The sequence below is a fragment of the Protofrankia sp. Cas8 genome (assembly GCF_963555845.1).
Classification (GTDB): Bacteria; Actinomycetota; Actinomycetes; order Frankiales; family Frankiaceae; genus Protofrankia.
On the sequence record NZ_CAUVXI010000017.1, the window covers coordinates 1 to 23383 of the forward strand.

Here is a 23383-nt window from a genome sequence, read left to right on the forward strand (position 1 = left end):
TTCTGTGGCCCGATCGTGATCCCCGCAGGCGCGTAGCGGGCACCCGCCGGCCACCCATCGGCAGCCAAACCGAGCTCGCCAGATGTGCATCCGTTGTTGATGCCACCACGGACGCCCGATCTGTCTCATACAGAAGACAGAACCGCGCAAACAGGCGAGCAGCATCATTGGTGAAACAGAGTGACACCCAACAATTCATCATGGGAACACCTTTTAACGCCGATGATCAGGTGGCGACCATACCGGGACCTCAGCCTGCAGGCACCCGAACCTGTTGGGTGTACCCCCGCCCAACCCGGACTAATCCCCCGGGTAGAGTCGTCTCGCCCACGGGGGGAGACCAGTGGGTTACGGTTTTCGCCCTACGCCGTGGCACGGCCGGGGCACGAAGGCCACACACGAACGCTCGCCCCAACGAGGCGCCAAGGCACGGCGTCGGACGAGAGGACCGGATGCTCCAGAACTGGCCAATCCGCTCCAAGTTGGTCGCCATTCTCATCCTTCCGCTGGTGGCGCTGACGATTTTCAGCGCCATCCAGGTACGCACGAACCTCGCGAGTGTCAGCGCAAGCGATCGGATCCGGACCCTCGCGGGTTTCTCGGTCAAGGTCAACGACCTTATCGATACGGTCCAGCAAGAACGCTTCGCCACCACCGCCTACGTCGGCTCCGGCTACCGGAACCGTGCGGATGACGCGGTCGCGACGCGTACGAAGGTCGACCCGGCGATCGAGACCTACCGTGCTGCTCTCGCCGCTCTTCCGGCCGGCGCCACCGAGGACCTGCGAGTAGCTCTGGACACCATCGCGGGCCAGATCGCCGGTCTTGGCCCGCAGCGCAAGCTGATCGACACCCGGGAGGCGCAGACCGAGAAGAACTCCGACTTCTACACCGCCTTGATCGGAGACCTGCTCGATCTCGATGCCCACGTCGCCACTGGTAGTAAGAGCGCGGACCTGGTGAGCACGGCGGCAACGCTGGTGAGCATCTCCCGCGCGAAAGAGGCCGTGGAGCTGCAGCGAGGCTCCGTAGCCCAGATCCTCTTTCTCCACCAGTCGAACGTCGGCTTGATCAAGCTGATCCAATCCAACGGAGGTGCCGAGGAGGCGTGGCTCAAGGAGTTCCGCGACACCGCGACCCAGTCCGAACAGGACTTCTTCAACCAGGCCGTTGGCCCGACGGCGAACCAGATGGTCCAGATACGTGACGAGACTGTCTTCGCTTCCCAGCTGGGCCGTCCCCCGACAGTGGATCCCCTGCAGTGGCTCCCTGTAACCGGCACAAAGATCGAGAAGCTACGTCAAGTCGAACGTTTGATCGCCGACAATCTCGCGGCCAAGAGCAACGCGATCGCCTCGAGTGCGACCCGTGACGCCTGGCTCGGAGGTGTCGGCGTCGCGCTGGTCCTGGCCGTGTCGATCGGTATTTCGCTGCTCGTGGCGAGTCCGATGATCCGCCAGCTCCGGCGCCTGCGGGGGGCGGCCCTCGAGGTCGCGCACAAGAGTCTTCCAGAGGTTGTGGAACGGCTCCACCAGGGGGAACAGGTGGACATCGACAACGAGGTGTTCCCCATCGTGGTCCAAACAAAAGACGAGATCGGCCAGGTGGCGGATGCCTTCACCACCGTCCATCAGGTTGCTGTGCGCACCGCTGTCGAACAAGCCGCGATGCGGAAGAGTATCGGTGACACCTTCCTCAACCTGGCCCGTCGCAGCCAGGCGCTCATCCACCGCCAGCTCAAGGTCATCGACGGCCTGGAACGCAAGGAGACCGACCCCGACGAGCTGGCTGAGCTGTTCCGGCTCGACCACCTCGCGACGCGCATGCGGCGTCACGCTGAAGACCTCATCGTGCTGTCCGGATCGAAACCAGCCCGTGGCTGGCGCCGGCCGGTCCCGCTCAAGGACGTCGTCCGTGGTGCGGTCGCTGAGGTGGAGGACTACACCCGCGTCAAGGTGCTGCCGATCTCCGGTTCCGCCGTCGGTGGCCACGCGGTCGGTGACGTGATCCACATGCTCGCCGAGCTGATCGAGAACGCCACCTCCTTCTCGCCACCGCACACGCCCGTCCACGTCTCCGGACACGAGGTCTCCAACGGCTGTGTGGTCGAGGTCGAAGACCGCGGTCTCGGTATGACCGACGAGGAATACAGCGCGGTCAACGAACGGCTGAGCAACCCACCCCCCTTCGATCTGCAAACCAGTGAGCGACTCGGCCTGTTCGTCGTCGGCCGCCTGGCCCAGCGGCACAGCATCCAGGTCCAGCTGCGGCCGTCACCGTACGGCGGGACCCTCGCCATCGTTCTACTACCCACAGCGCTGTTGCGCGCCGCTGACGGAACCACCATCGAGTCGAACCCGGCGACGTACGAAGAGGGCGCTGGGCCGGTCCCCGCCGGCTCGTTCGCGAGATCGTTCGACGGCTCCGCCGAACCCGATGAGTTCGGTGAGCTGATGTCCGTGGGCGCGCCGGTGGCGGCATCGAGTAACGGAAGCGGCGATGACCGGCCGCTCATGGACGATCTGCCGGTGTTCGCCACGATCCGCTCAAGCTGGTTCGTCTCCGAGCGGGAGGCGACCGGCGACTTCAGCAACGGCAACCGCGGCGAACCCTCCCGCCCGCGGCCGCAGCTCAGCCCGTCGGCGGAGCCCGATGACTGGGCGGAACTCCCAGGCCCGTCGACCCAGTTGCCCGACTCGTCGGATAAGTGGGGTCAACCGCCGGACACCGGTGCCCACCGGGCCGAGCCAGCCGGCCACTGGGACGAGCCGGTCGACACCTCGACCCAGTGGGTCACCGGCGGGTTCAGCGACAATGGCCTGTCCGATCGGGTTCACGCCCCCGACTCCCCGTCGTTCCCACCGGCGCCACCGTTGTCCCAACCATCGTTCTCCCAACCATCGTTCTCCCAACCGTCGTTCTCCCAACCATCGTCGTTCTCACCGGGACCGTCATCCACGCCGGTATCGGCGTTGCCGCCCGCTGAGACGGCGAGAACCGACACGGGTCTGCCGAAGCGGACGCGACGGGCAAGCCTGGCGCCCGAGCTGCGGGGAGCGCCCACGACCGACGCCACGACACCGCCGGTCCTTGCCGGGCCGCGATCACCAGAGGAAATCCGCAACATGATGTCGTCCTTCCAGGCCAACTTCGGTCGAGGCCTGCAGGCCGGACCCAATCCGAACGGCGACGACGCCAGGAAGGTGATGTGATGCGCCATATCGGCCCGGCCGAAAACATGAGCTGGCTGTTGAACAACCTGACCCGAAAAGTACCGGAGGTGACCTACGCAATCGTGCTGTCAGCGGACGGTCTCCTGTTGGCGACGTCGAACGGTATGGACCGCACGACCGCCGACCAGCTCGCGGCGGTCGCGTCGGGATTCAACAGCCTCGCCCGGGGCGCCGGGCGATTCTTCCGCGGCGGCAACGTCCGCCAGACGATCGTCGAGATGGAACAGGGATTCCTGTTCGTCACCGCTGTCGGCGACGGGTCGTGTCTGGCCATTCTGAGCACGCCCGGATCGGATATCGGTCTGATCGCGTACGAGATGGCCCTTCTGGTCATCCGTGTCGGCGAGTTCCTAAGCCCCGAGCTACGCGCCGAAATGCAGGCGGCATTGCCGCGCTGAGCGCCACCCCGGTGGGCTGAAGGCGACGCGACGGCGGCTCTGTCGCGTCGCCGGAAGCCCCGCGGGAACCGAACCCACGCCCTGATCAGGAGGACCGGTGGACGAGGAGTGGTATGACGAGGATGCAGGTCCGGTCGTCCGCCCCTACGCCGTCACCGGCGGCCGAACGCGGCCGGCGGCCAATCGTGCGCTGGAGCTGGTAGCTCTGGTGTCGACGACGGCGCACGGACGGGCAATGGTCCGGAGCCTCGATCCGGAGCAGCAGGACATCCTGATGCTCTGCCGGAGCATCCAGTCGATCGCGGAGATCTCCGCCCAGCTCAAACTTCCGATCGGCGTGGCACGCGTCCTCGTCGGCGACATGATCGACGCTGGTTTCGTACACGTCACCCGCCCGGCCCGACCGACCGAGCGTCCCGGCGTAGCGCTGATGGAGAAGGTGCTCGATGGACTTCAGACCCTCTAGAACAGATACCACCGGCCCCGCGCCCAATGCCGTCAAGATCATAATTGCCGGTGGATTCGGCGCCGGAAAGACGACGTTTGTCGGTACGGTCAGCGAGATCCCCCCGCTCACGACCGAAGCGGCCCTGACCTCGGCGAGTCTCGGAATCGACGACACATCGCAGGTCAACTCCAAGACCACAACCACGGTTGCCATGGACTTCGGTCGGATCACCCTGCTTGACAGTGTGATCCTCTACCTGTTCGGCACGCCCGGCCAGGACCGTTTCTGGTTCATGTGGGACGAGCTGGTCCTCGGTGCCATCGGCGCGATCGTGCTCGTGGACACCCGCCGGCTCTCGGACTCGTTCCCGGCGGTCGACTACTTCGAGGAGCGGGATATTCCGTTCCTGGTGGCGGTCAACCGGTTCGACGGGTCGAAGGAATACACACTCGACGACGTACGCAACGCTCTTGACATCGACGCTCGGAGGCCCATCGTGTTCTGCGACGCCCGTCGGCGGGAATCCGTGCGCCAGGCCCTGGTCGCGCTGGTCCGCCACGCTCTGGATGTCGTGGCAGCCGAGACCCGACACCGGGGTCTGCTGTCCGAGGCCAGCGCCCACGTCGACTAATTGGCGCGGGAGAGGAAAGTGCTTGATCTTCTCGGCCTCGACGACGTCGCCCTCGCCTCCTACCGGTTGTGGCTACGGCACGAGGACCTGACCACCGAGGACGTGGGCCTGGCCCTCGGGCTCCCCGCAAGCATCATCGCCCGGGCCCGCGACAGGCTGGTCGAGCTCTCGCTGCTGGTCATGTCCCGTGATCATCCGGGCCGCCTCGTCGCCGTGCACCCCGAGGTCCCCCTGGAACAACTGATCCGCCAGCAGCACGACCAGCTGATCCGCCGGCAGGAGCAGCTCGTCCGCGCGCGCCTGCAGGTGAGCACCCTGGTCGCCGACTACCTCCAGGGTCGCCAGCCCGGCGACTCCGGTAGCGAGGTGGAACACCTGGACAGCACCGATGCAGTGCGGATCAAATTCTTGGAGCTGGTAACCCGGGCGGAACGGGAGGTACTCGTGCTGCACACCCAGCCTGGGCAGCAGCTGGCCGCGACCCCGGAGGGTACCCGAGCGCTCCTACGGGCGCAGGAACGCGGGGTCACCATACGCAGTATCTGTTCCCGGCCGGCGCACTCGGATGACGCAACCGCCGCGTACCTGCGCACCGCTGCAGCGCACGGCCTGGATCTACGGGTGGTCGACACCGCTCCGGTGGACCTCACCACCGTCGACCGCCAACTCGGACTTGTCCTGCTGATGCCGAGTCCGAACAAGAGCGCTGCGCTGCTGCTGCGCGAGCCGGCGCTGACCAATCTGGTCGTCATGTTGTTCGATCAGATGTGGGGGCTCGCCGAGCCTGTCGGGTTTGACGGCGACTCGCTCGAGGGACCCAACACGTCCGCGTCCGGCGACGGTCCGGCTCATCGTGCCATAGACGATCACGACTATGGGAGTGTCGACCCCGAGGGCAGGGAGCCGACAGACTCCGAACGCGTCCTTCTGCGGCTCCTGAGCCTCGGCGCCAAGGACGAGGCTGCGGCCCGTCATCTGGGCGTGTCAGTCCGCACCGTGCGACGGATGATCGCCGATCTCATGCGCCGGATGGACGCACGCAGCCGCTTCCAGGCCGGCATCCTCGCGGCGGAGCGAGGATGGTTATAGCAGCATTGAACGTTTAACGGTTTCGTGTTGGCATTAAGTTGCCACTACATGTTCCTGCCAGATCAACTTCGAGACACGAGCGGCCCAATACAGCATGCTTCCGTAGGGACAGGGACGAGGTCGGCGCTGGATCGTAGATCCTGCGGCGGTACGAGAAGGGCGGGCCCGACGGATCACCTCGCGATCCGCTGGGGCCGACATCATCACATCGCCAGAGGCCTGCAGGTTACAGCCGCTGATCAAATCCTGGGACAGGCCCGCGCCGACGGTCCTGTCATATCGTCAACACATGCCGGCGCCGATGCGACACCGACGTTGCACGCGCCTGCCCGAGCTCTTCCAGATATAGTCAGGGAGCACGCGTGTCAAGGTTCTACGGTCAGGTTTGCCCAACTGCTTCCGGGCCCGCCCGATGACACACCGGACTCTTATCGTCGCCCGCATGGACGCCGGCGACGAGGCCGCCGTCGCCGATATCTTCCGCGAGTCCGACGATGGACAGCTGCCCCACATGCTGGGTGTTGTCCGACGAAATCTGTTCAGTTTTCACGGACTGTATTTCCACCTGATAGAAGCGGCTGACGACGTCGCCCCCGCGCTGCCCGCCATTCGCGAGCACCCGCTGTTCGTCGACGTTAACACAAAGCTGGAGAAGCGCATCACCGCGTACGACCCGGACACCTGGAGCAGCCCGCGGGACGCGATGGCCCGGAACTTCTACTCCTGGACCGCCGACTGACGAACAGATCGACCGACCATCGGGTCACCGTACTGAGGCCGACTCGCGTCGCCGCTCGAGCTGCAGGTGCCGGGTCCCGCTGGACCGACGGGCGTGCGATCGGTGTTCATCTCCACGTCCCCGAAACCCCCACCTCCCCGAAACGCCCACGGACCCGCCGGCCCCGCGATCCGGTCCCACTTCATGGTCACTGTGACCACCGTCGCAAAGGAGAAAGCGTCATGGCACCCGCATGGAGCGCCGCCCGCCTACTCGACTTTCTCGTCGAACAGAGCGTGCTCGCTCCCGACGACCGCCCGGACCACCTAGACGTCACGTTCGCCGAGGTCGGCGTGGACTCACTGGCATACCTGCACCTGCAGACCGTCGTCTTCGACGCCTTCGGGATCGAACTGCCCGCGGAACCGCCCGCCGACTACACCCTCGCCCAGATCCTCACCGCGATCAACGTCACCGCCAGCCAGGTCGTCGCCTGACGAGCCGGCGTCGGCAGGCGTCGGCAGGCGTGCCATATGGTGAACCGAATGGAGAATAATGGCCGCGCACACGGACAACTCGATCTTCATCGATGCCGATATCGATCTCGTCTGGACGATGACGAATGATCTCGAAAGCTGGCCGAATCTTTTCACCGAGTATGCCTCGGTAGACATTCTTGAACACCACGAACAGACTTTCCGATTCCGGTTGACCATGCACCCGGATGCGGACGGGAAGGTCTGGAGCTGGGTTTCGGAACGGACCCTCGACCCGAGCAAATACCGGGTCGAGGCGCACCGCGTCGAAACAGGACCGTTCGATTTCATGAACATCGAATGGACATACGAACCAGAGGGCACCGGCACTAGGATGCGCTGGGTCCAGGACTTCCACATGCGCCCGGAGGCACCCGTCGACGACGAGTGGATGACCAACAACATCAACAACAACAGCCGGCGGGAGATGGGCGTCATCCGCGAGAAGGTCGAACGAGCCGCCCGCGCCGCAAAGCCCCTTGGATCCGAGGAGACGCAGTGACCGTGACCGATCAGGCCACCAGACCGGCCGTGGTGTCCATCCACGATGTCCCGGCCAACCGTCGTCGTGGCGGTGACATCCGCACCCTGCTGTCCCCCGCGACGGTGGGCGCGAAGTCCGGCTTCCTCGGCACTCTCACGCTGGCGCCCGGCGAGATCGTCACCGAGCACTGGCATCCGTACTCCGAGGAGTTCCTGTACTGCGTATCCGGAAGTGTCACCGCGCGACTTGACGGCGAGCACACCACGCTGCCGGCCGAGCACGGACTGCTCATCCCGATCGGCATGCGGCACCGGATCGTCAACGAGGGCGGCGAGACAGCCTTCCTCGTCTTCCATCTGAGTCCCCTGGCGCCTCGCCCGGACCTCGGCCACGTGGACACCGAACCGCTCCCCCAAAGCTGACATGTCCGCACCGGAGCACCCCGTGAAGGAGCCGGCAGTGAGAAGGACGGCGATTACCGGCATCGGCGTGGTCGCGCCGGGAGGCACCGGCCGCAAGGAGTTCTGGCACCTGCTGACCGAAGGCCGGACTGCGACCAGGCGCCTGTCGTTCTTCGACCCGGCCCAGTTCCGCTCGCAGATAGCCGCCGAATGCGACTTCGACCCGGCCGCGGCGGGGCTGACACCGCAGGAAATCGCCCGTAATGACCGTTTCGTTCAGTTCGCCCTCGCAGCCGCGACCGAAGCAGTCGCCGACAGCGGACTGGAACTCGGCGGGGACGCGGACACGCCCGGCATGGGAGACACCGACGGCCCGGTGGTGGCTGTCAGCATGGGCAGCGCAGTCGGCGCGACCACCCGGCTGGAGGACGAGTACGTGGTCGCCAGTAACAGTGGACGTGACTGGCTCGTCGACCCCAGCTATGCGTCGTCGTTTCTCTACCACGCCCTGGTTCCAAGCTGCCTTGCCACCGAAGTGGCGTGCCGATTCTCGGCCCACGGCCCGGCGCACGTGGTCTCGACGGGCTGCACGTCCGGGATCGACGCGGTCGGGTACGGCCACCAGCTCATCGTCGACGGCGAGGCCGACATCGTGATCGCGGGCGCGACGGACGCGCCGCTGTCCCCGATCTCCATTGCCTGCTTCGACGCGATCCGTGCGACGTCCGCGCGCAACGACGACCCCGAGCACGCATCCCGGCCGTTCGACGCGACCCGCGACGGGTTCGTGATGGGCGAGGGCTCCGCCGTCCTCGTGCTGGAGGAACTGGCCCATGCCCGGGCCCGGGGCGCCCATGTGTACTGCGAGATCACCGGCTACGCCGCGCGGTCGAACGCCTTCCACATGACCGGGCTGAAGGCTGACGGCCTCGACATGGCGGATGCGATCTCGGACGCGCTGCGGCAGGGCCGGACGGACCCCACCCGGGTCGATTACGTCAACGCGCACGGCTCGGGAACCAAGCAGAACGACCGCCACGAGACCGCCGCGTTCAAGAAGTCGCTCGGGCCGCACGCGTACAACGTCCCGGTGAGCTCGATCAAATCCATGGTCGGCCACTCGTTGGGGGCGATCGGTGCCATCGAGGTCGCGGCCTGCGCCCTGGCGATCGAGAACCGCGTCGTTCCGCCGACGGCCAACTGGGCCAACCGGGACCCCGAATGCGACCTGGACTACGTGCCGAACATCGCCCGCGACCACGACGTCAACGTGGCCCTGTCGGTCGGCAGCGGTTTCGGCGGGTTTCAGTCAGCCATCGTGCTCGACCGCGGCCAGGAGGCCCGGTGAACACCACCCGGCCGGCGCTTCGTCCCGTTGTCACCGGCATTGGAGTGATCGCCCCGAGCGGCATCGGGGCCGAGGAGCACTGGCGTTCGACGCTGCGTGGCGAGCTCCGGGTGGGGCCGATCAGCAGTTTCGACGCGGGCCGGTACGCCACGACGCTCGCCGGCCAGGTCGAGGGGTTCGACCCCGCCGACCACCTGAGCGGCCGGATTGTCCTGCAGACCGACCGGTGGACGTGGCTGGGCATGGCCGCCACCGAACTCGCGCTCGCCGACGCCGCCTACGACCCGGCGGCGCATGATCCTTACGCGACCTCGGTGGTGTTCGCAGCCGGCTCCGGTGGCAACGACTTCGGCCAGCGGGAGATCCAGCGGCTGTGGAGCCGCGGTCGCCAGGCCGTGAGCGTGTACCAGTCCATCGCCTGGTTCTATGCGGCGACCGCCGGCCAGACCTCGATCAGGCACGGTCTCAAGGGGCCATCGGGAGTAGTGGTCTCCGAAGCCGCCGGCGGTCTTGACAGCCTCGCGCAGGCTCGGCGGACCATCCGTCGTGGCACCCCCACCGTTCTCGCCGGCGGTGCCGAGGCGGGCCTCACCCCCTATGCTCTCACCTGCCAGATCACGGGCGGGCGGCTGTCCACCAGCGGTGAGCCGGCGGACGCCTACAAGCCGTTCGACCGGTCCGCGGGCGGTTACGTGCCCGCCGAGGGCGGCGCGACGCTCGTCGTGGAAGACCCGGCCACCGCGGGTGCCCGTGGCGCGCCACGGGTGTACGCCGAGATCGCCGGATACGCGGCAACCCACGACGCGCATCATCATCGCGACCCGTCGCCGGACCCACGCTGGTACGCCGAGGCCATGCGCCGGGCGCTCGCAGACGCGCGCCTCACCCCGGCCGACGTCGATGTGATCTTCGCGGACGGCGCGGGCTCCCGCGACCTCGACGACCTTGAGGCACGCGCGATCCAGCTGGCCTTCGGTGCACACGCCGAGCATGTTCCGGTCACCGCTCCCCAGGGCCTGATCGGGCGGATGTGCGCGGGTGGCTCGGCGCTGGCGGCCGTGAACGCGCTGCTGTCCATCCGCGACGGGGTGATCCCCGCGGTGGGCAACCTTGACAACCCGGTGCCCCAGTACCGCCTTGACCTCGTCCGTACGCCGCGCGAAGGCCCCGTGCGGGTCGCCATGGTCAACGCCCGCGGTTACGGGGGCTTCAACAGTTCACTGATCCTGAAAGGAGTCCCCACCGCATAAGGCTTCGGGCGACACGCTACCGACTTCACCATCGACGAAGGGATCTGATGGACCATCCCAACCCTTTTCGCATCATGCTCACCATGAGGACCTACCCGGACCGGGAGCGTGAGTTCGAGGAGACCTGCCTACAAATCGGCGACCGCGTCACCGGCCACCTGGAGAACAGGCAGGGGGTGCAGGCCAGCGGGTCCATGACCACTGGCACCGTGCTGACCCTCCGGCCTGGGACGGCGGTCGGGTGAGCAGGCGATCGGAGCCGGGTGGCGGGCGCGTGCGGGTGATGATCTGGGCGCTGGCCCCGGCGGACGACCCGGACGCGGTCGAACGGGCCTACCACGCGATCAGCCCGAAACTCGCCGGCGCCCCAGGCCTACTCGGTAACCAGCTGCTGCGTGATCCGGGCGACCCGGCCCGGTACGTGGTGGTCAGCGAGTGGACGAACATCACCAACTTCGCCGCGTGGGAAGCCGGGGCCGACCACCGCACCATCACCTCGCCGCTGCGGCCCTACCAGGACCCCCAGCAGCGTCCGGCGATCTACGTAGAGATGGCGGCCTACGGGCCGACCGGCGTTCTGGTCGACGGGCTCGACTGAGAGCCTTTTTTGATCTTCATTCCGGCTCCGCCATACCCAGACAGCACCTGGCCGATGCGGGCCTGGCCCGCACGGACGTCGGCGTGCTTCTCGCCGACGGCGCTGGTTCCCCCGACCTGGACACGGTGGAGGCCGAGGCCATCCACCAGATGTTAGGAAAGCACGCCAGCCGGGTGCCGGTCACCGCTCCCAGTTCAGCAACTCCATGAGCATAAAAGCTGTCGACGTAGCACAGACAAACTACAATGAGCATCCGAGGGGAAAACCCGATGGATTTCAGTCTCAAGGGCAGGACCGCTCTGGTGACCGGCGGTTCCCGTGGTATCGGCCGGGCAATCGTCCTGGCCTTGGCGCAGCAAGGAGTGTCGGTCACCGCCTGCTACACGCAGGAGGGTGACGCGGTCACGTCGTTGGCCGCGGAACTGAACGCACTGGGTGCCGACGCGTACCTGGTCCGCGCCGACATCACGGCCGAGTCGGATGTCGACCACCTGCTCGATGCCGTCCGGGAGCGTTTCGGCAGCCTCGACATTCTCGTCAACAATGCGTCCGTGATCGGCCACTACCCACTGCACGAAGTGGACCTGACCGAGTGGCGGCGGGTCATCGACACCAACCTCACCGGCCTGCACCTGGTGTACCGAGCCTCCTATGACCTGCTGTCGAGTAACGCGTCAATCATCAACATCGGGTCAGCCGGAGCCCTGCGCGGGATCGCGGACCGCGTTCCGTACATGACGTCCAAGGCGGCCCTGGTAGGACATGCCCGCTCGCTGTGCAAGGAACTGGGCCCCCGCGGCATCCGGATCAACGTGATCGCGCCGGGATACACCGACACCGACCGGACGATCGACATGTCCTCGGAACGGCGGGCATCGATCGCGGCCCGGTCGGCACTCGGCCGACTCGGGACACCCGAGGAAGTCGCGGACGTCGTGCTCTTTCTGGCCAGCGATGCCTCCCGATACATCACCGGCGAGACCATCAACGTGGACGGCGGCATTTCGTGATCAGAGCTACGTTGCGGATGCGCGTCCGTCCCGGGCTGGAACAGGATTTCGAACAGCTCTGGGAGAAGATCGCGCTAGAGGTTCGCCACGCTCCCGGCAACCTCCGGCAGGACCTGCTCCGCGGTGGCGAGCGGGAGTTCGTCATCACCACCGACTGGGCCACCAGGGAAGCGTTTCACGCCTTCGAACGGTCCAGTGAGCAGGACGCGCTCACCGCACCACTCCGCGAACTCCGCGAAAGCGCGAGTATGGAGATCGCGGACCTCCTCATCCATGTGGCAGGCCATGAGCGGTGAGCGTAAAAACTTTGGTTCTCGCAAGCATGGATCCGGACAAATCCACGTAATTTGAGGAAGCGCCGAGGACAGGACAGGGGGATCGTCGTATGAAGATTGGCGACCACGTCGCGGATCTATCGGGTGTCGATGAGACGGGTGGACCTTTCCGCCTCTCCGATTTGCTGGCCAAGGGTCCGTTGGTGATGTTCTTCTATCCCGCGGCGATGTCACCCGGCTGCACCAAGGAGAGCTGCCACTTCCGGGATCTGGCCGGCGAGTTCGCCGCGCTGGGCGTAAACATCGTCGGGGTGAGCGCGGACACGGTCGACAAGCAGGCCGCGTTCAGCGCCGAACATTCGCTCGAGTTTCCCCTCATCGCCGACACCGATCGCACGATTGCCGCAGCCTTCGGTGTCCGCCGCAGGCTGGGCCCGAACAAGCGGTCGACGTTTGTTGTCGACACCGATGGCACGGTGCTCGCGCGGATCGACTCGGAGTTCTCGATGAGCCGGCACGCGGACGCCGCCTTGGAGGCGCTGCGCACCCATGCGATTCTAAAGATGAAAAAGAAGGAGACAGAATGACCCAGGGTGCTGTACTGCCTACGCAGATTCCGGTCCACGGCCAGATGTACCGCCTTGTGTCCGGCGCGTGGGTGGCCCAGATGATCAACGCGGTCGCCGAACTCGGCATCGCTGACGCACTGTCCGATGACAAACCTGTGCCGGCCGACGAGCTTGCCGTCGCGACGGGTGTTGATCCGGACAAGCTCCATCGAATTCTCCGAGCCTTGGCAGCCTTCGGTGTCTTTGCCGCCGATACCGAGGGACGCTACGTCCACACCGACCTGTCCCGGGTGTTGCGCCGCGATCATCCGACCAGTATGCGGAATGCCGTACTGACGGCATGCGCCGACTGGCAGTGGCAGTCCTGGTCAAGGCTTACCGACAGTGTTCGTTCTGGCCGGAGCGCATTCGACGACGTGTTCGGCAAGGATATGTGGTCGTACTTTGCCGAGGACGATCCAGGCGCCGAAACCGTCTTCCAGGAAGCCCATTCGGAGCTCGCCACCATGACCGACAGGCCGCTGGCCGCTGCGGTCGATATCGCCGATGCCGTCACCGTGGTCGATATCGGCGGAGGATACGGCGATTTTCTGGCTGCCGTTGTCGACCGGCATCCGCACCTCAACGGAGTGCTGTTCGATACCCCGGGGACGCTGCGCAGTCTCGCCTCGGATACGGCGGCCGCTCGCCGCGCGGAGCGGTTCACGCTCCAGCCGGGCGACTTCTGCGAAACAGTTGATTGTTCCGCCGACATCTACCTACTTAAACTGATCATCTGTTCGTTTGACGATGACATGGGCGTTCGAATACTGCGTAACTGTGCGGCGAACGCGAAACCCGGTGCCAGAATCGTGGTGATCGACCGCGTCGTCACGGATGGCCCCGAGTCAGTACAGGCGAAACTGTCCGATGTACAGATGTTCGTCCTGCACCCAGATGGCCGCGTGCGCACCGAGCGTGAATTCGCTGACCTTTTCGAGAAGGCCGGACTGGGCGCCCCTCACTTCACCCCGACGCCATCCGGCATTTACCTGATCGAGGCCACGATGCACGGCGGGGCCGCCCGGTCATGAACGTCGCCTCGCCCTTGCCTCAGCGGTCTTCTTGACCCCACCTACCAGAATAGGAAGCAATGATCCCGACCCTGGTTGTGGCGGCACTGGTCTTGAGCGGCCTCGTCGCCGGGGCGCTTTTCATCGGCCTCATGGCGGTACAGCCAGCGCTGCGCTCCGTAACGCCGGGCACCTACATCACAGTGAAGCAGGCCTTTGATCGCACCTACCCTCCATTGATGAGGCCGCTACAGTTGGTGGCCCTGGCGGTCTCGCTAGCGCTGACCATTACCGCGGGAGTCCAGGGCAAAGGTGCCTGCACGGTTCTGGCTGGCCTCACCGTCCTCTCCCTCGCCACCAACATTGTGGTGACCGTCCGCGGTGATCTCCCCATCAACGTTGCCATGGCGTCGTGGCAGGCCGACAACCCGCCGTCGGACTGGGAGAACCATCGGGCCCGATGGAACGCTTTCAATCGGATACGGACAGTAGCCGCCGTTACGGCATTCGTGCTGCTAGCGGTGGCGTCGATCGCACCTCATTGACCGCCTGGAGAATCCGCACTCCGGTGCGACCCGGGCCCGGTAGGGCGTGATATCGGGCCCGAACGCCCACCACGAGGTGTCGCTTGCGACCGGTCGCTCGCTTGCCTATGTCGGATCCGCGGGCCTCGCCGCCCTCACTACTCTTGATCGACTGGGCGTCCATGACTGCGGCTGAGGGGTCGCGGTCCGCGGCAATGCGAACCTGTCGGCGTGCTTTCGCGGTTCGCGCAGCGGTGCGGTGCGGTCAGGCCGTGCTGCTCCGGGCTCCGCTCAAAGGAGCCCCGCCCGGCTCGTCAGACGGCCTGAGGTGGAGCATCTATATTTATGGAAACGGATTTCTGTGTGATCGGAGCCGGCCCGGCCGGACTGAGTATGGCGCTATTGTTGGTGCGATCCGGTGCCAGAGTTGTTCTCGTCGAGCGGACAACGTCGTTCGACCGCGAGTACCGCGGCGAGATCCTCCAACCCGGGGGGGCACTGCTGTTGCACCAGATGGGCATCCTCGACGGTGCGCGGAAGCGTGGCCACTACGAGTGCTCGCGATTTCGCATCGTGTCCGCTGGTCGCACACTGTTCGAAGCCGACTTCAGCCGGCTCGACCCGCCGTACAACCACGTCCTCAGCATTCCGCAACCGAACCTGCTGGAGGAGATGCTTGACGCCTGCAAGCGGTACGACCGCTTCGTCTATCTCGACGGCCGGTCGCCGACCGGGCTGCTCTTGGACGGCGAGCGCGTCATTGGTGTCCGGCTGCCGGACGGCGAGGGCGAGCAGACGATCGAGGCCCGGTGTGTGGTGGCCGCGGACGGGCGTCACTCGAAGACCCGACGGCTGGCTGACATCGCGTTCACCAAGATCGACGCTTTCGACTACGACGTGGTGTGGTTCAAACTGCCCGTGCAGGAGCGACACGGCCCTGAGGTGACGGTCTTCCAGGGTGACGGTAACCCGATCATCGTCTACGACGCCTACCCCGACAGCCTTCAGCTCGGCTGGACGTTGCCGCGTCGGAGTTACCGGTCGCTGGCTCAGCACGGGATCGACCACATCAAGGAGCAGATGTGCCGATCGGTTCCCCGGTATGCCGATCTGATCGCCAGGTCCGTCCGGGCGCCCGGCGACCTCACAGTGCTCGACGTGTTTGCCGGCTTCGCCGACACCTGGGCTCGAGATGGTCTGGTCCTCATCGGAGATGCCGCGCACACGGTCGGGCCCATCGGCGGCCAGGGGGTCAACCTCGCGATCCAGGATGCAGCACTCCTGCACCCGATCCTGATGTCGTCGTGGGCGAGTGGGCAGTTCGACCACAGAGCACTCGGTCAGTTCGAGCAGCAGCGGCGGCCGGCCGTGGCGGCGGTCATGGAGATGCAGGCACAGCAGGCCAAGCTGCTGTTCTCGGGTGCCGACGGCATCGCCGGCCGGATCCGGCCGGTGGCGATGAAGGCGATCAGCCACACCCCGATCTACCGCAAGAGACTCTCCCGGGTGACATTCGGTACCCAGCGGGTGTTGGCGCGGACTGATCTTTTCGTCGACTGAGACCAGCTCTCCTGTGCTGGCACCACCCAGCTCTGGCCACCTGTCCATCGGTCGATGGACAGGTGGCCAGACCGGCATACGGCCGAAATATTCGGCATGACCGCTTGATTTCGCCCCGCTGAACGAACCGTCCGGCGGGGCGGATCGTTCAGCGCGGCGGATCGTTCCGGTCGAACGGCTCGCGCCGATGGAACGAAGGCCGGAACGGCCGCTGGAACCCGATCCGGCTGGCCGGCCCACCCGAAAGCACGGATCAAAGCGGGAACTAATGGATGCTCACGACAATACAGACAAAAGATTTTAATCAGTTTACATTTGGATATGTTTCCCGACACTCCGCGCAACGCGAGCACCGGCGGTCAAGGCCGCGGCCTAATGGGCATAAACTGGTCCCCGCAGCAGCCGCGGCTACGCTGTTCGTGCGGCAACAACTCGCTGCGGCGCGGGGAACCTGGATGCGGCTGGTCGCCGCAAGCCGATACCTTGGAGGAAATAACCACGACTTACGCCGGTCGCCGAACGCGGGCGAAATCTGTCAGAGAGGTAGCTAATTGTACTACCGACGTCATGGGGGATCGAGGTGCCCGGCAGAACCACGGGTGGGCTTCCGCATCGGGCCGGGTACCCCGTGTGGACAGCCGAGGCTCAGGTGACCGGGGCGGGCGCAGCGGATCACGGGCTGGACTGGCTCATCAACAACTTCGTCGGTTCGGTACCCGGGGTCGCGAGCGCCATCGTCGTCTCGGTTGACGGGATCCTGCTCGCGGTCTGCGACGGCTTCACGCGCGACCGGGCAGAACAGCTTGGCGCGATCTCCTCGGGTCTGCTCAGCCTCACCCTCGGAGTGGCAACCCTCATGGACTCCGGGGCAGTGCGCCAGACAATAGTCGAGATGGACCACGGAACCCTGCTCCTCATGGCCATCAGCGACGGCGCATGCCTGTCCGTCCTTGCCGCCAAAACATGCGAAATCGGTCTCGTCGGATATGAGATGACCCGACTGGTGGCGCAGGCGCCCGACTTCCTCACCCCGGCGAAGCGCGGCGAACCACAGGAGCGGTCCGACGTAGGATGACCGCCTGGCGAAGCTGGGTATGAATGGACCCGACCGGACAGGGCCGAGATTCTTCGCGGGGGTCCAGATGAACGCGGTCGTGGACTTCTATCATCGGGTCATCGTCGAGCCCGGGAAGCAACCGCTGTTCCTGCTGCTGGTGTCGTTCGTGGTCACATTTCTGTTTATCCGGCTCAGCGTCCGAATGATCCGGGCCGGTGTTTCGTGGTGGCCGGGTAACGTCGCAGCCGGCGGAACACATATCCATCATGTCGTCTTTGGCATTGTTTTCATGTGCATAGCCGGAGTCGGTGCATTCACCCCGGCGGCCGGCAGATCACCGTGGTGGGACCTGCTCGGGGCACTGTTCGGTGTCGGGATCGCGCTCGTCCTGGACGAGTTCGCCCTGGTTCTGCACCTTCAGGACGTGTACTGGAGCGAGGAGGGCCGCGTCTCGGTAGATGCGGTCGTCCTCGGAGTGGCGGTGACCGGGTTGCTCGTACTGGGCAGCCTGCCCTTCGGGGTCAACGGCCTCGACAGCGGCCATCGCACGGCGCTATGGGACTACGTGGCGTCGCTGGTCCTCAACATCCTCCTGGTTGTGATCACATTTCTGAAAGGCAAACTGCGTCTCGGGACCATCGGGCTGCTCCTTCCCTTCCTCGCGCTGATCGGCGCAATCCGGCTGGCTCGGCCCGGCTCGCCATGGGCGCGGTGGCGCTATCGCGGCGGCTCCCACAAGGCCTCCCGGGCGCAGGGTCGAGCCGTGCGCCACGACCAACGGTGGATCCACCGCAAGGATCGAATCTTCGATCTGATCGCCGGCCGTCCAGACGCCCGTTGAGCCCGCGCACGGGTGTCTGGACGCACGGGTGTCTGGACGCACGGTGCGGTGCTCAGTCGGTGCCAAGTTTCATACAAGGTCCGGCTAAGTATCAATACAGACAATACGTTCATGACCGAGATGGCCCCGCGGCCGGTGCCGGCACGCACGCGGAGCGCGACGAAGCCACCCCGACGGGCCGGTCGGGCAGCAATGGCGGCAGCCGTTGTCATGATCGCGCTCACGGTGCGCGCGACGATGTTCGATTATCACTCGGCGGACTACGTCATGTTCCTGAAACCCTGGTACGACCATATCTCCACTAATGGCGGATATCACGCCCTTCGAGCTGATTTTTCAGATTACAATGTTCCATACCTCTACCTGATGACCCTCCTGACGTACCTGCCGGTACCCGCGCTCGCCGGGATCAAAATCATCTCGGTACTGTTCGATCTACTGCTCGCATTCTTCACATATCGGATCGTGCAGCTACGCTTTCCCGACTCATGGCAATCGTTTGCGGCCGCGACCGCGGTGCTGTTCCTGCCCACGGTGGTTGCGAACAGCGCGCGCTGGGGGCAGGCGGACTCAATCTTCACGGCCTTCCTGGTCGGCGGGGTCTACTCCGTGCTCCGGGCCCGCCCCTGGCTGGCCGGCGCCTTCTTCGGCCTCGCGCTGGGGTTCAAACTGCAGGCAGTCTTCATCTTTCCGCTCCTGGGCATCCTGGCTCTCAGCAGACGGCTGCCATGGCCGTCGTTGCTTGCCATTCCCGGGGTGTACCTGGCGCTCGATGTGCCCGCGCTGCTCCTGGGCGCATCACCGGAAAAGCTTCTGACGGTCTACGCAAGGCAGACCGGCGCCTACCAGCAGTTGACACTCAACGCCGCTTCGGTATATCAGTTCATCGCCGCGGGCACACACGCTGACATCCTGCGTACGGCGGGAGTCGTGTTCACCGGCGCGCTCGTGGCCATCCTGACCGGCCTTACTGTCCGTAGTCACGTCGACCTGACCCCGACCCGCATCGTGTTGCTTGCCACCGCGTCGGTCATCGCTGTACCGTTTTTTCTACCGTCGATGCACGAACGGTATTTCTACCCGGCGGACGTCCTCAGCGTAATTGCCGCCTGCTACCTACCCCGCCGATTGTGGTATCTACCGGTCGCCGTTCAGGTCGCATCCTTCCTGACATACCTGACGTACTTCGCGCAGAGTTCCCAACCCGCGGGCGGAGGCGCCACCGGGAACGGCGCCGTGAGCGGTGCCGTGAACGGTGCCGGCGGAAACGCGGCGGCATTCCCGCCGGCACCAGAACTCAGACTGGCGGCGGCGCTCATGGCACTGGCCCTGGTAGCCGTACTCTGGACCACGGTCCGAGAATTCCGCGCACATGTTCAATCAACTCCCGCCACCGGCGGTACAGGCAACCGGGCGTGCAGTAGCCGCTGTCGCCCACCGCGGGCTTTCAGCCGACTCCCAGGGTTGCGTCAGGTCCACATCAGCATGAGCCGACACGATGGCACTATGACGGCGACTTCCGCGGCCGGTACCGCGGCTGGTACCGCCGCCGGTCGACTCCCGCCCCTGACGATGAGGACCTGAACGTGACCACAACCTTTCCGGACCAGGCGGCCGGAGTGCCCCCGGCCCCAGTCGGCCCGGCGGCTGCGCAGGTCCGGGCGTCGCCCGCTCGATGGGCGCGGAGTCTTCTGCGCGGCCGGGAAGCCGACCAGCCCTGGGTGCGCCCGGCCCTGCTCACCCTTCTCACCGGGACCGCGCTGCTCTACATCTGGGGTCTGGGGGCCTCGGGATGGGCGAACGCCTTCTACTCCGCCGCCGCCCAGGCTGGTTCGACAAGCTGGAAGGCGTTCTTCTTCGGCTCGTCGGACGCATCGAACTTCATCACCGTGGACAAACCACCGGCTTCACTGTGGGTAACGGATCTCTCCGTACGCATCTTCGGGCTCAACCCGTGGAGCATGCTCGTCCCGCAGGCCCTGGAAGGTGTCGCGGCCGTCGGCGTGCTGTATGCGACGATTCGGCGCTGGTTCTCCCCCGGCGCGGCGTTGCTGGCCGGAGCGGTCTTCGCGCTGACACCGGTCGCGGTGCTGATGTTCAGATTCAACAACCCTGACTCGCTGCTCGTCCTGCTGCTGGTTCTCGGCGCGTACGCGACCGTGCGGGCCGTGGAGAACGCAAGCACCCGCTGGATCGTGTGGGCCGGCGTCTTCGTCGGCTTCGGGTTCCTCGCCAAGATGATGCAGACATTCCTGGTCGTGCCGGCGTTCGCGCTCACCTACCTCCTGGCCGCCCCCACGTCGTTTCGGCGCAGAATCGGCCAGCTCCTGCTCTCCGGCGCTGCGATGATCCTTGCTGCCGGCTGGTGGGTCGCGGCCGTGGAACTCCTGCCGACAAGCTCGCGGCCCTACATCGGCGGCTCCCAGAACAACAGCATCCTCAACTTGATCTTCGGTTACAACGGCTTCGGCCGGCTCAACGGCAACGAGGCCGGCAGCGTCGGCGGGATGGGCGGCGCCGGCGGCGGTCGTTGGGGGGCGACCGGCCTGACCAGGATGTTCAACTCCGAGATGGGTGGGCAGGTCTCCTGGCTCATCCCGGCCGCGCTGATCCTCGGAGTCGGCGCGCTCGCGGTCGGCTGGCGAGCCCCCCGCACGGACCGGACCCGGGCGGCCCTGGTGCTGTGGGGCGGCTGGCTCGTGGTCACGGGCCTCACCCTGAGCCTCGCCCAAGGGATCATCCATCCCTACTACACGGTCGCACTCGCTCCCGCGATCGGCGCCGTCGTCGGCATCGGCGGCACCAGCCTGTGGCGCCGGCGTGACCGGCTCGTCGCCTGCCTCATCCTGGCCGCGGCCCTCGCCGCCACCACCGCGTGGGCATACGTCCTGCTCAACCGGACGCCCACCTGGCATCCGTGGCTACGGCCGCTGGTGGTCATCCTCGGTGGCGCGGCCGTTGTCGCACTGATCCTCACCCTCATGCTGCCGGCACCGCTGGCTCGCCGCGCCGCCGCGGTACTGGCCGCGGTGAGCATCGTCGCGGGGGTCACCGGGCCGGCCGCCTACGCGGTCGATACAGCCTCCGTCGCGCACAGTGGTGCCATCCCATCCGCCGGCCCCGCGGGCTCCGGTGGCCCCGGCGGGGGCGGCCGTGCCTTCGGCCGCGGTGGTGCCTTCGGCGGCGGTGGTGCCTTCGGCGGCGGTGGTGCCTTCGGCGGCGGTGCACCGCAGGGAAAACCACTGGGCGGCACGACCGCTCAGGGAGGCACGGGGGGTCTGGGCGGCGGCTTCGGTCGGCAGGGCGGAGCGAGGTTCGGGGGTGGCGCGGGTGGCATCGGTGGCCTGCTCAACGCCGGGACGCCAAGCGCCGCGCTGGTCGCAGCGTTGAAGGCGGACGCTGCGCACTACACCTGGGTCGCGGCCACAGTCGGCTCCAACTCCGCGGCTGGCGTCCAGCTCGCGACCGACGACCCGGTGATGGCCATCGGCGGCTTCAACGGCACCGACCCCACACCCACTCTCGCGCAGTTCCAGGAGTACGTCCGCCAGGCAAAGATCCACTATTTCATCGGCGGCGGCACGGGGATGGGGATGGGCGGCAGCCAGTCCGATAGCCCGGCCAGTGCCATCGCCGCGTGGGTCCAACAGAATTTCAGCCCGGCAACGATCGGCGGTACGACCGTCTACGACCTGACCAGGACCAGCACCTGAGGCCCACCGCAGCGGGCCCGCCACGCAAGATCCATCCCGCAAGACCAGTCGCATAGCGCACGCATAGACAGGCCCAGACCGGGGACGCCAACCACTGGACACCGACATGACACCATGAACACAATCATGGGACAGGTTTGTCCCAATCACAACAGATGATCTTTTTGACGGGTGTCCGGCTCGTGTCTGGCTCGGTGCGTCCAGGGTGGTCAGCGTAGGCCTGGTGGTGGGACGGGCCCTGCGGCCTTCTGGGTTGAACATCGCAATTAGCTACGCGTTGTTAGGCTCAGAAAATACCGGCTGGACCGCCCGAAGTCGGTCCTTGCCGGTCCCAGTCGATCATCGATTCCCAGCCGATCATCGATCGCCACCCCGGGGAGGTGTGGGATGTCAACGCCAAGAGTGCTCGGCGTCGTGCTGGCCGGTGGTGCGGGCAAGCGGCTCGCGCCGCTCACCGCCGACCGCGCCAAGCCGGCCGTCCCGTTCGGCGGCCTCTACCGATTGATCGATTTCGTCCTGTCGAACCTGGCCAACGCAGGCTACCTGCGGATCTGTGTTCTCACGCAGTACAAGAGCCACAGCCTGGACCGCCACATCACCACGACCTGGCGCATGAGCAATCTGCTCGACAACTACGTCACACCGGTACCTGCGCAGCAACGACTCGGCCCCCGGTGGTACACGGGGTCCGCGGATGCGATCCTCCAGTCGCTGAACCTCATCTACGATGATCAACCGGATATCGTGGTCGTGTTCGGCGCCGACCACGTCTACCGGATGGATCCGCGCCAGATGGTCGAGCAGCACCTGGCCAACAGGGCCGGGGTGACCGTCGCGGGGCTGCGTGTGCCCCGAATGGAGGGTAGGCAACTCGGTGTGATCCGCCCCGGTGCGGACGGCCGGACGATCGACGCCTTCCTTGAGAAGCCGGCGGATCCGCCCGGCCTGCCCGACAGTCCCGATGAGACGTACGCGTCCATGGGCAACTACGTCTTCTCCACGGACGTCCTGATCGAGGCGCTGCGGGCCGACGCGGACGACGACGACAGCGTCCACGACATGGGCGGCAGCATCATCCCGATGCTGACCAAAGAAGGTGTCGCGCAGGTCTACGACTTCACCGAGAACGAGGTGCCCGGAGCAAGCGAACGGGATCGGGGCTACTGGCGCGACGTCGGCACCCTCGACTCCTACTTCGACGCGCACATGGACCTGTGCGCGTTCGACCCGGTGTTCAACCTCTACAACCGGCACTGGCCGATCCTGACGAACGTCCCGTCCCTGCCGCCGGCAAAATTCGTCCACGAGGAACCGGGCCGGACCGGCATGGCGCTCAACAGCGTCGTCAGCAACGGAGTGATCATTTCTGGCGGGCTGGTGCGCCGGTCAGTCCTGTCGCCCGGGGTACGGGTGAACTCCTGGGCGCAGGTCGAAAATGCGGTCATACTGGACAACACGGTCATCGGACGGCATGCCGTGGTCCTCAATGCGATCCTCGACAAGAACGTGGTGGTACCCGAAGGTGGGCAGGTCGGGGTGGACAAGGAACACGACACCGCCCGCGGGTTCACGGTCAGCCCCGATGGCGTCACGGTCGTCGGCAAGGGCGTGACAATCACCGAGTGAGCTCGAAGTCGCTGGAGCGCTG

25 protein-coding genes are annotated in these 23383 nt (G+C 66.0%); all 25 read left to right on the forward strand.

The window, feature by feature from the left end:
* Positions 1-452 precede the first annotated feature (452 nt).
* The 25 genes from U9977_RS04910 (at position 453) to glgC (ending at position 23361) form a co-directional block, all read left to right on the forward strand.
* Positions 453-3212, forward strand: a complete 2760-nt coding sequence (locus tag U9977_RS04910) for a sensor histidine kinase (protein ID WP_322747958.1) — start codon at positions 453-455, stop codon at positions 3210-3212.
* Positions 3212-3631 (forward strand): roadblock/LC7 domain-containing protein, encoded by a 420-nt coding sequence (locus tag U9977_RS04915; protein ID WP_322747959.1) that lies wholly within the window; start codon positions 3212-3214, stop codon positions 3629-3631. The genes U9977_RS04910 and U9977_RS04915 overlap by 1 nt, the downstream gene beginning before the upstream one ends.
* A gap of 97 nt (positions 3632-3728) precedes the next feature.
* A complete protein-coding gene (locus U9977_RS04920; RefSeq protein WP_322747960.1) occupies positions 3729-4097 on the forward strand; it encodes a DUF742 domain-containing protein in 369 nt (122 codons plus the stop codon).
* The gene (locus tag U9977_RS04925) at positions 4078-4710 is read left to right on the forward strand and encodes a GTP-binding protein (protein ID WP_322747961.1); all 633 of its coding nucleotides are present in this window, start codon (positions 4078-4080) and stop codon (positions 4708-4710) included. The genes U9977_RS04920 and U9977_RS04925 overlap by 20 nt, the downstream gene beginning before the upstream one ends.
* A gap of 18 nt (positions 4711-4728) precedes the next feature.
* The gene (locus tag U9977_RS04930; RefSeq protein WP_322747962.1) at positions 4729-5799 is read left to right on the forward strand and encodes a LuxR C-terminal-related transcriptional regulator; all 1071 of its coding nucleotides are present in this window, start codon (positions 4729-4731) and stop codon (positions 5797-5799) included.
* Between the two features lie 412 nt (positions 5800-6211).
* A complete protein-coding gene (locus U9977_RS04935; protein WP_322747963.1) occupies positions 6212-6538 on the forward strand; it encodes a TcmI family type II polyketide cyclase in 327 nt (108 codons plus the stop codon).
* Positions 6539-6759: 221 nt separating this feature from the next.
* Positions 6760-7014 (forward strand): phosphopantetheine-binding protein, encoded by a 255-nt coding sequence (locus U9977_RS04940; protein ID WP_322747964.1) that lies wholly within the window; start codon positions 6760-6762, stop codon positions 7012-7014.
* A 58-nt stretch (positions 7015-7072) separates the two neighbouring features.
* A complete protein-coding gene (locus tag U9977_RS04945; protein WP_322747965.1) occupies positions 7073-7555 on the forward strand; it encodes an SRPBCC family protein in 483 nt (160 codons plus the stop codon).
* Positions 7552-7959 carry a cupin domain-containing protein gene (locus U9977_RS04950; RefSeq protein WP_322747966.1) on the forward strand — a complete coding sequence of 136 codons (408 nt, stop codon included), beginning with the start codon at positions 7552-7554 and terminating at the stop codon, positions 7957-7959. The genes U9977_RS04945 and U9977_RS04950 overlap by 4 nt, the downstream gene beginning before the upstream one ends.
* Before the next feature lies 1 nt (position 7960).
* Complete coding sequence (locus U9977_RS04955) at positions 7961-9286, forward strand: beta-ketoacyl-[acyl-carrier-protein] synthase family protein (RefSeq protein WP_322747967.1); 1326 nt, start codon at positions 7961-7963, stop codon at positions 9284-9286.
* A complete protein-coding gene (locus tag U9977_RS04960; RefSeq protein WP_322747968.1) occupies positions 9283-10536 on the forward strand; it encodes a beta-ketoacyl synthase N-terminal-like domain-containing protein in 1254 nt (417 codons plus the stop codon). The genes U9977_RS04955 and U9977_RS04960 overlap by 4 nt, the downstream gene beginning before the upstream one ends.
* A 47-nt stretch (positions 10537-10583) precedes the next feature.
* A complete protein-coding gene (locus U9977_RS04965) occupies positions 10584-10781 on the forward strand; it encodes a hypothetical protein (RefSeq protein WP_322747969.1) in 198 nt (65 codons plus the stop codon).
* Positions 10778-11134, forward strand: a complete 357-nt coding sequence (locus U9977_RS04970; RefSeq protein WP_322747970.1) for an antibiotic biosynthesis monooxygenase family protein — start codon at positions 10778-10780, stop codon at positions 11132-11134. The genes U9977_RS04965 and U9977_RS04970 overlap by 4 nt, the downstream gene beginning before the upstream one ends.
* Before the next feature lie 32 nt (positions 11135-11166).
* A complete protein-coding gene (locus U9977_RS04975; RefSeq protein WP_416210473.1) occupies positions 11167-11343 on the forward strand; it encodes a hypothetical protein in 177 nt (58 codons plus the stop codon).
* Positions 11344-11403: 60 nt separating this feature from the next.
* On the forward strand, positions 11404-12144 hold the full coding sequence (locus U9977_RS04980) for a 3-oxoacyl-ACP reductase family protein (protein ID WP_322747971.1): 741 nt from the start codon (positions 11404-11406) through the stop codon (positions 12142-12144).
* Positions 12141-12440 (forward strand): antibiotic biosynthesis monooxygenase family protein, encoded by a 300-nt coding sequence (locus U9977_RS04985; protein ID WP_322747972.1) that lies wholly within the window; start codon positions 12141-12143, stop codon positions 12438-12440. Before U9977_RS04980 ends, U9977_RS04985 begins: the two co-directional genes overlap by 4 nt.
* An 89-nt stretch (positions 12441-12529) precedes the next feature.
* On the forward strand, positions 12530-13006 hold the full coding sequence (locus U9977_RS04990; RefSeq protein ID WP_322747973.1) for a peroxiredoxin: 477 nt from the start codon (positions 12530-12532) through the stop codon (positions 13004-13006).
* 44 nt (positions 13007-13050) lie between these two features.
* A complete protein-coding gene (locus U9977_RS04995; RefSeq protein WP_416210474.1) occupies positions 13051-14061 on the forward strand; it encodes a methyltransferase in 1011 nt (336 codons plus the stop codon).
* Positions 14062-14120: 59 nt separating this feature from the next.
* Positions 14121-14585, forward strand: coding sequence for a DUF1772 domain-containing protein (locus U9977_RS05000; protein WP_322747975.1), 465 nt, complete (start codon positions 14121-14123; stop codon positions 14583-14585).
* Between the two features lie 324 nt (positions 14586-14909).
* Positions 14910-16124, forward strand: a complete 1215-nt coding sequence (locus tag U9977_RS05005) for an FAD-dependent monooxygenase (RefSeq protein ID WP_322747976.1) — start codon at positions 14910-14912, stop codon at positions 16122-16124.
* 649 nt (positions 16125-16773) lie between these two features.
* Positions 16774-17199: a roadblock/LC7 domain-containing protein gene (locus U9977_RS05010; RefSeq protein ID WP_322747977.1), complete on the forward strand. Its 426-nt coding sequence runs from the start codon at positions 16774-16776 to the stop codon at positions 17197-17199.
* Positions 17200-17278: 79 nt separating this feature from the next.
* Positions 17279-18022, forward strand: a complete 744-nt coding sequence (locus U9977_RS05015; RefSeq protein WP_322747978.1) for a hypothetical protein — start codon at positions 17279-17281, stop codon at positions 18020-18022.
* Between the two features lie 192 nt (positions 18023-18214).
* Positions 18215-19606 carry a glycosyltransferase 87 family protein gene (locus U9977_RS05020; RefSeq protein WP_322747979.1) on the forward strand — a complete coding sequence of 464 codons (1392 nt, stop codon included), beginning with the start codon at positions 18215-18217 and terminating at the stop codon, positions 19604-19606.
* Positions 19607-19608: 2 nt separating this feature from the next.
* Entirely contained in the window at positions 19609-21735 is a 2127-nt protein-coding gene (locus U9977_RS05025) for an ArnT family glycosyltransferase (protein WP_322747980.1), read from the forward strand.
* Between the two features lie 387 nt (positions 21736-22122).
* Entirely contained in the window at positions 22123-23361 is a 1239-nt protein-coding gene (gene glgC / locus U9977_RS05030; protein ID WP_322747981.1) for a glucose-1-phosphate adenylyltransferase, read from the forward strand.
* Positions 23362-23383 lie beyond the last annotated feature (22 nt).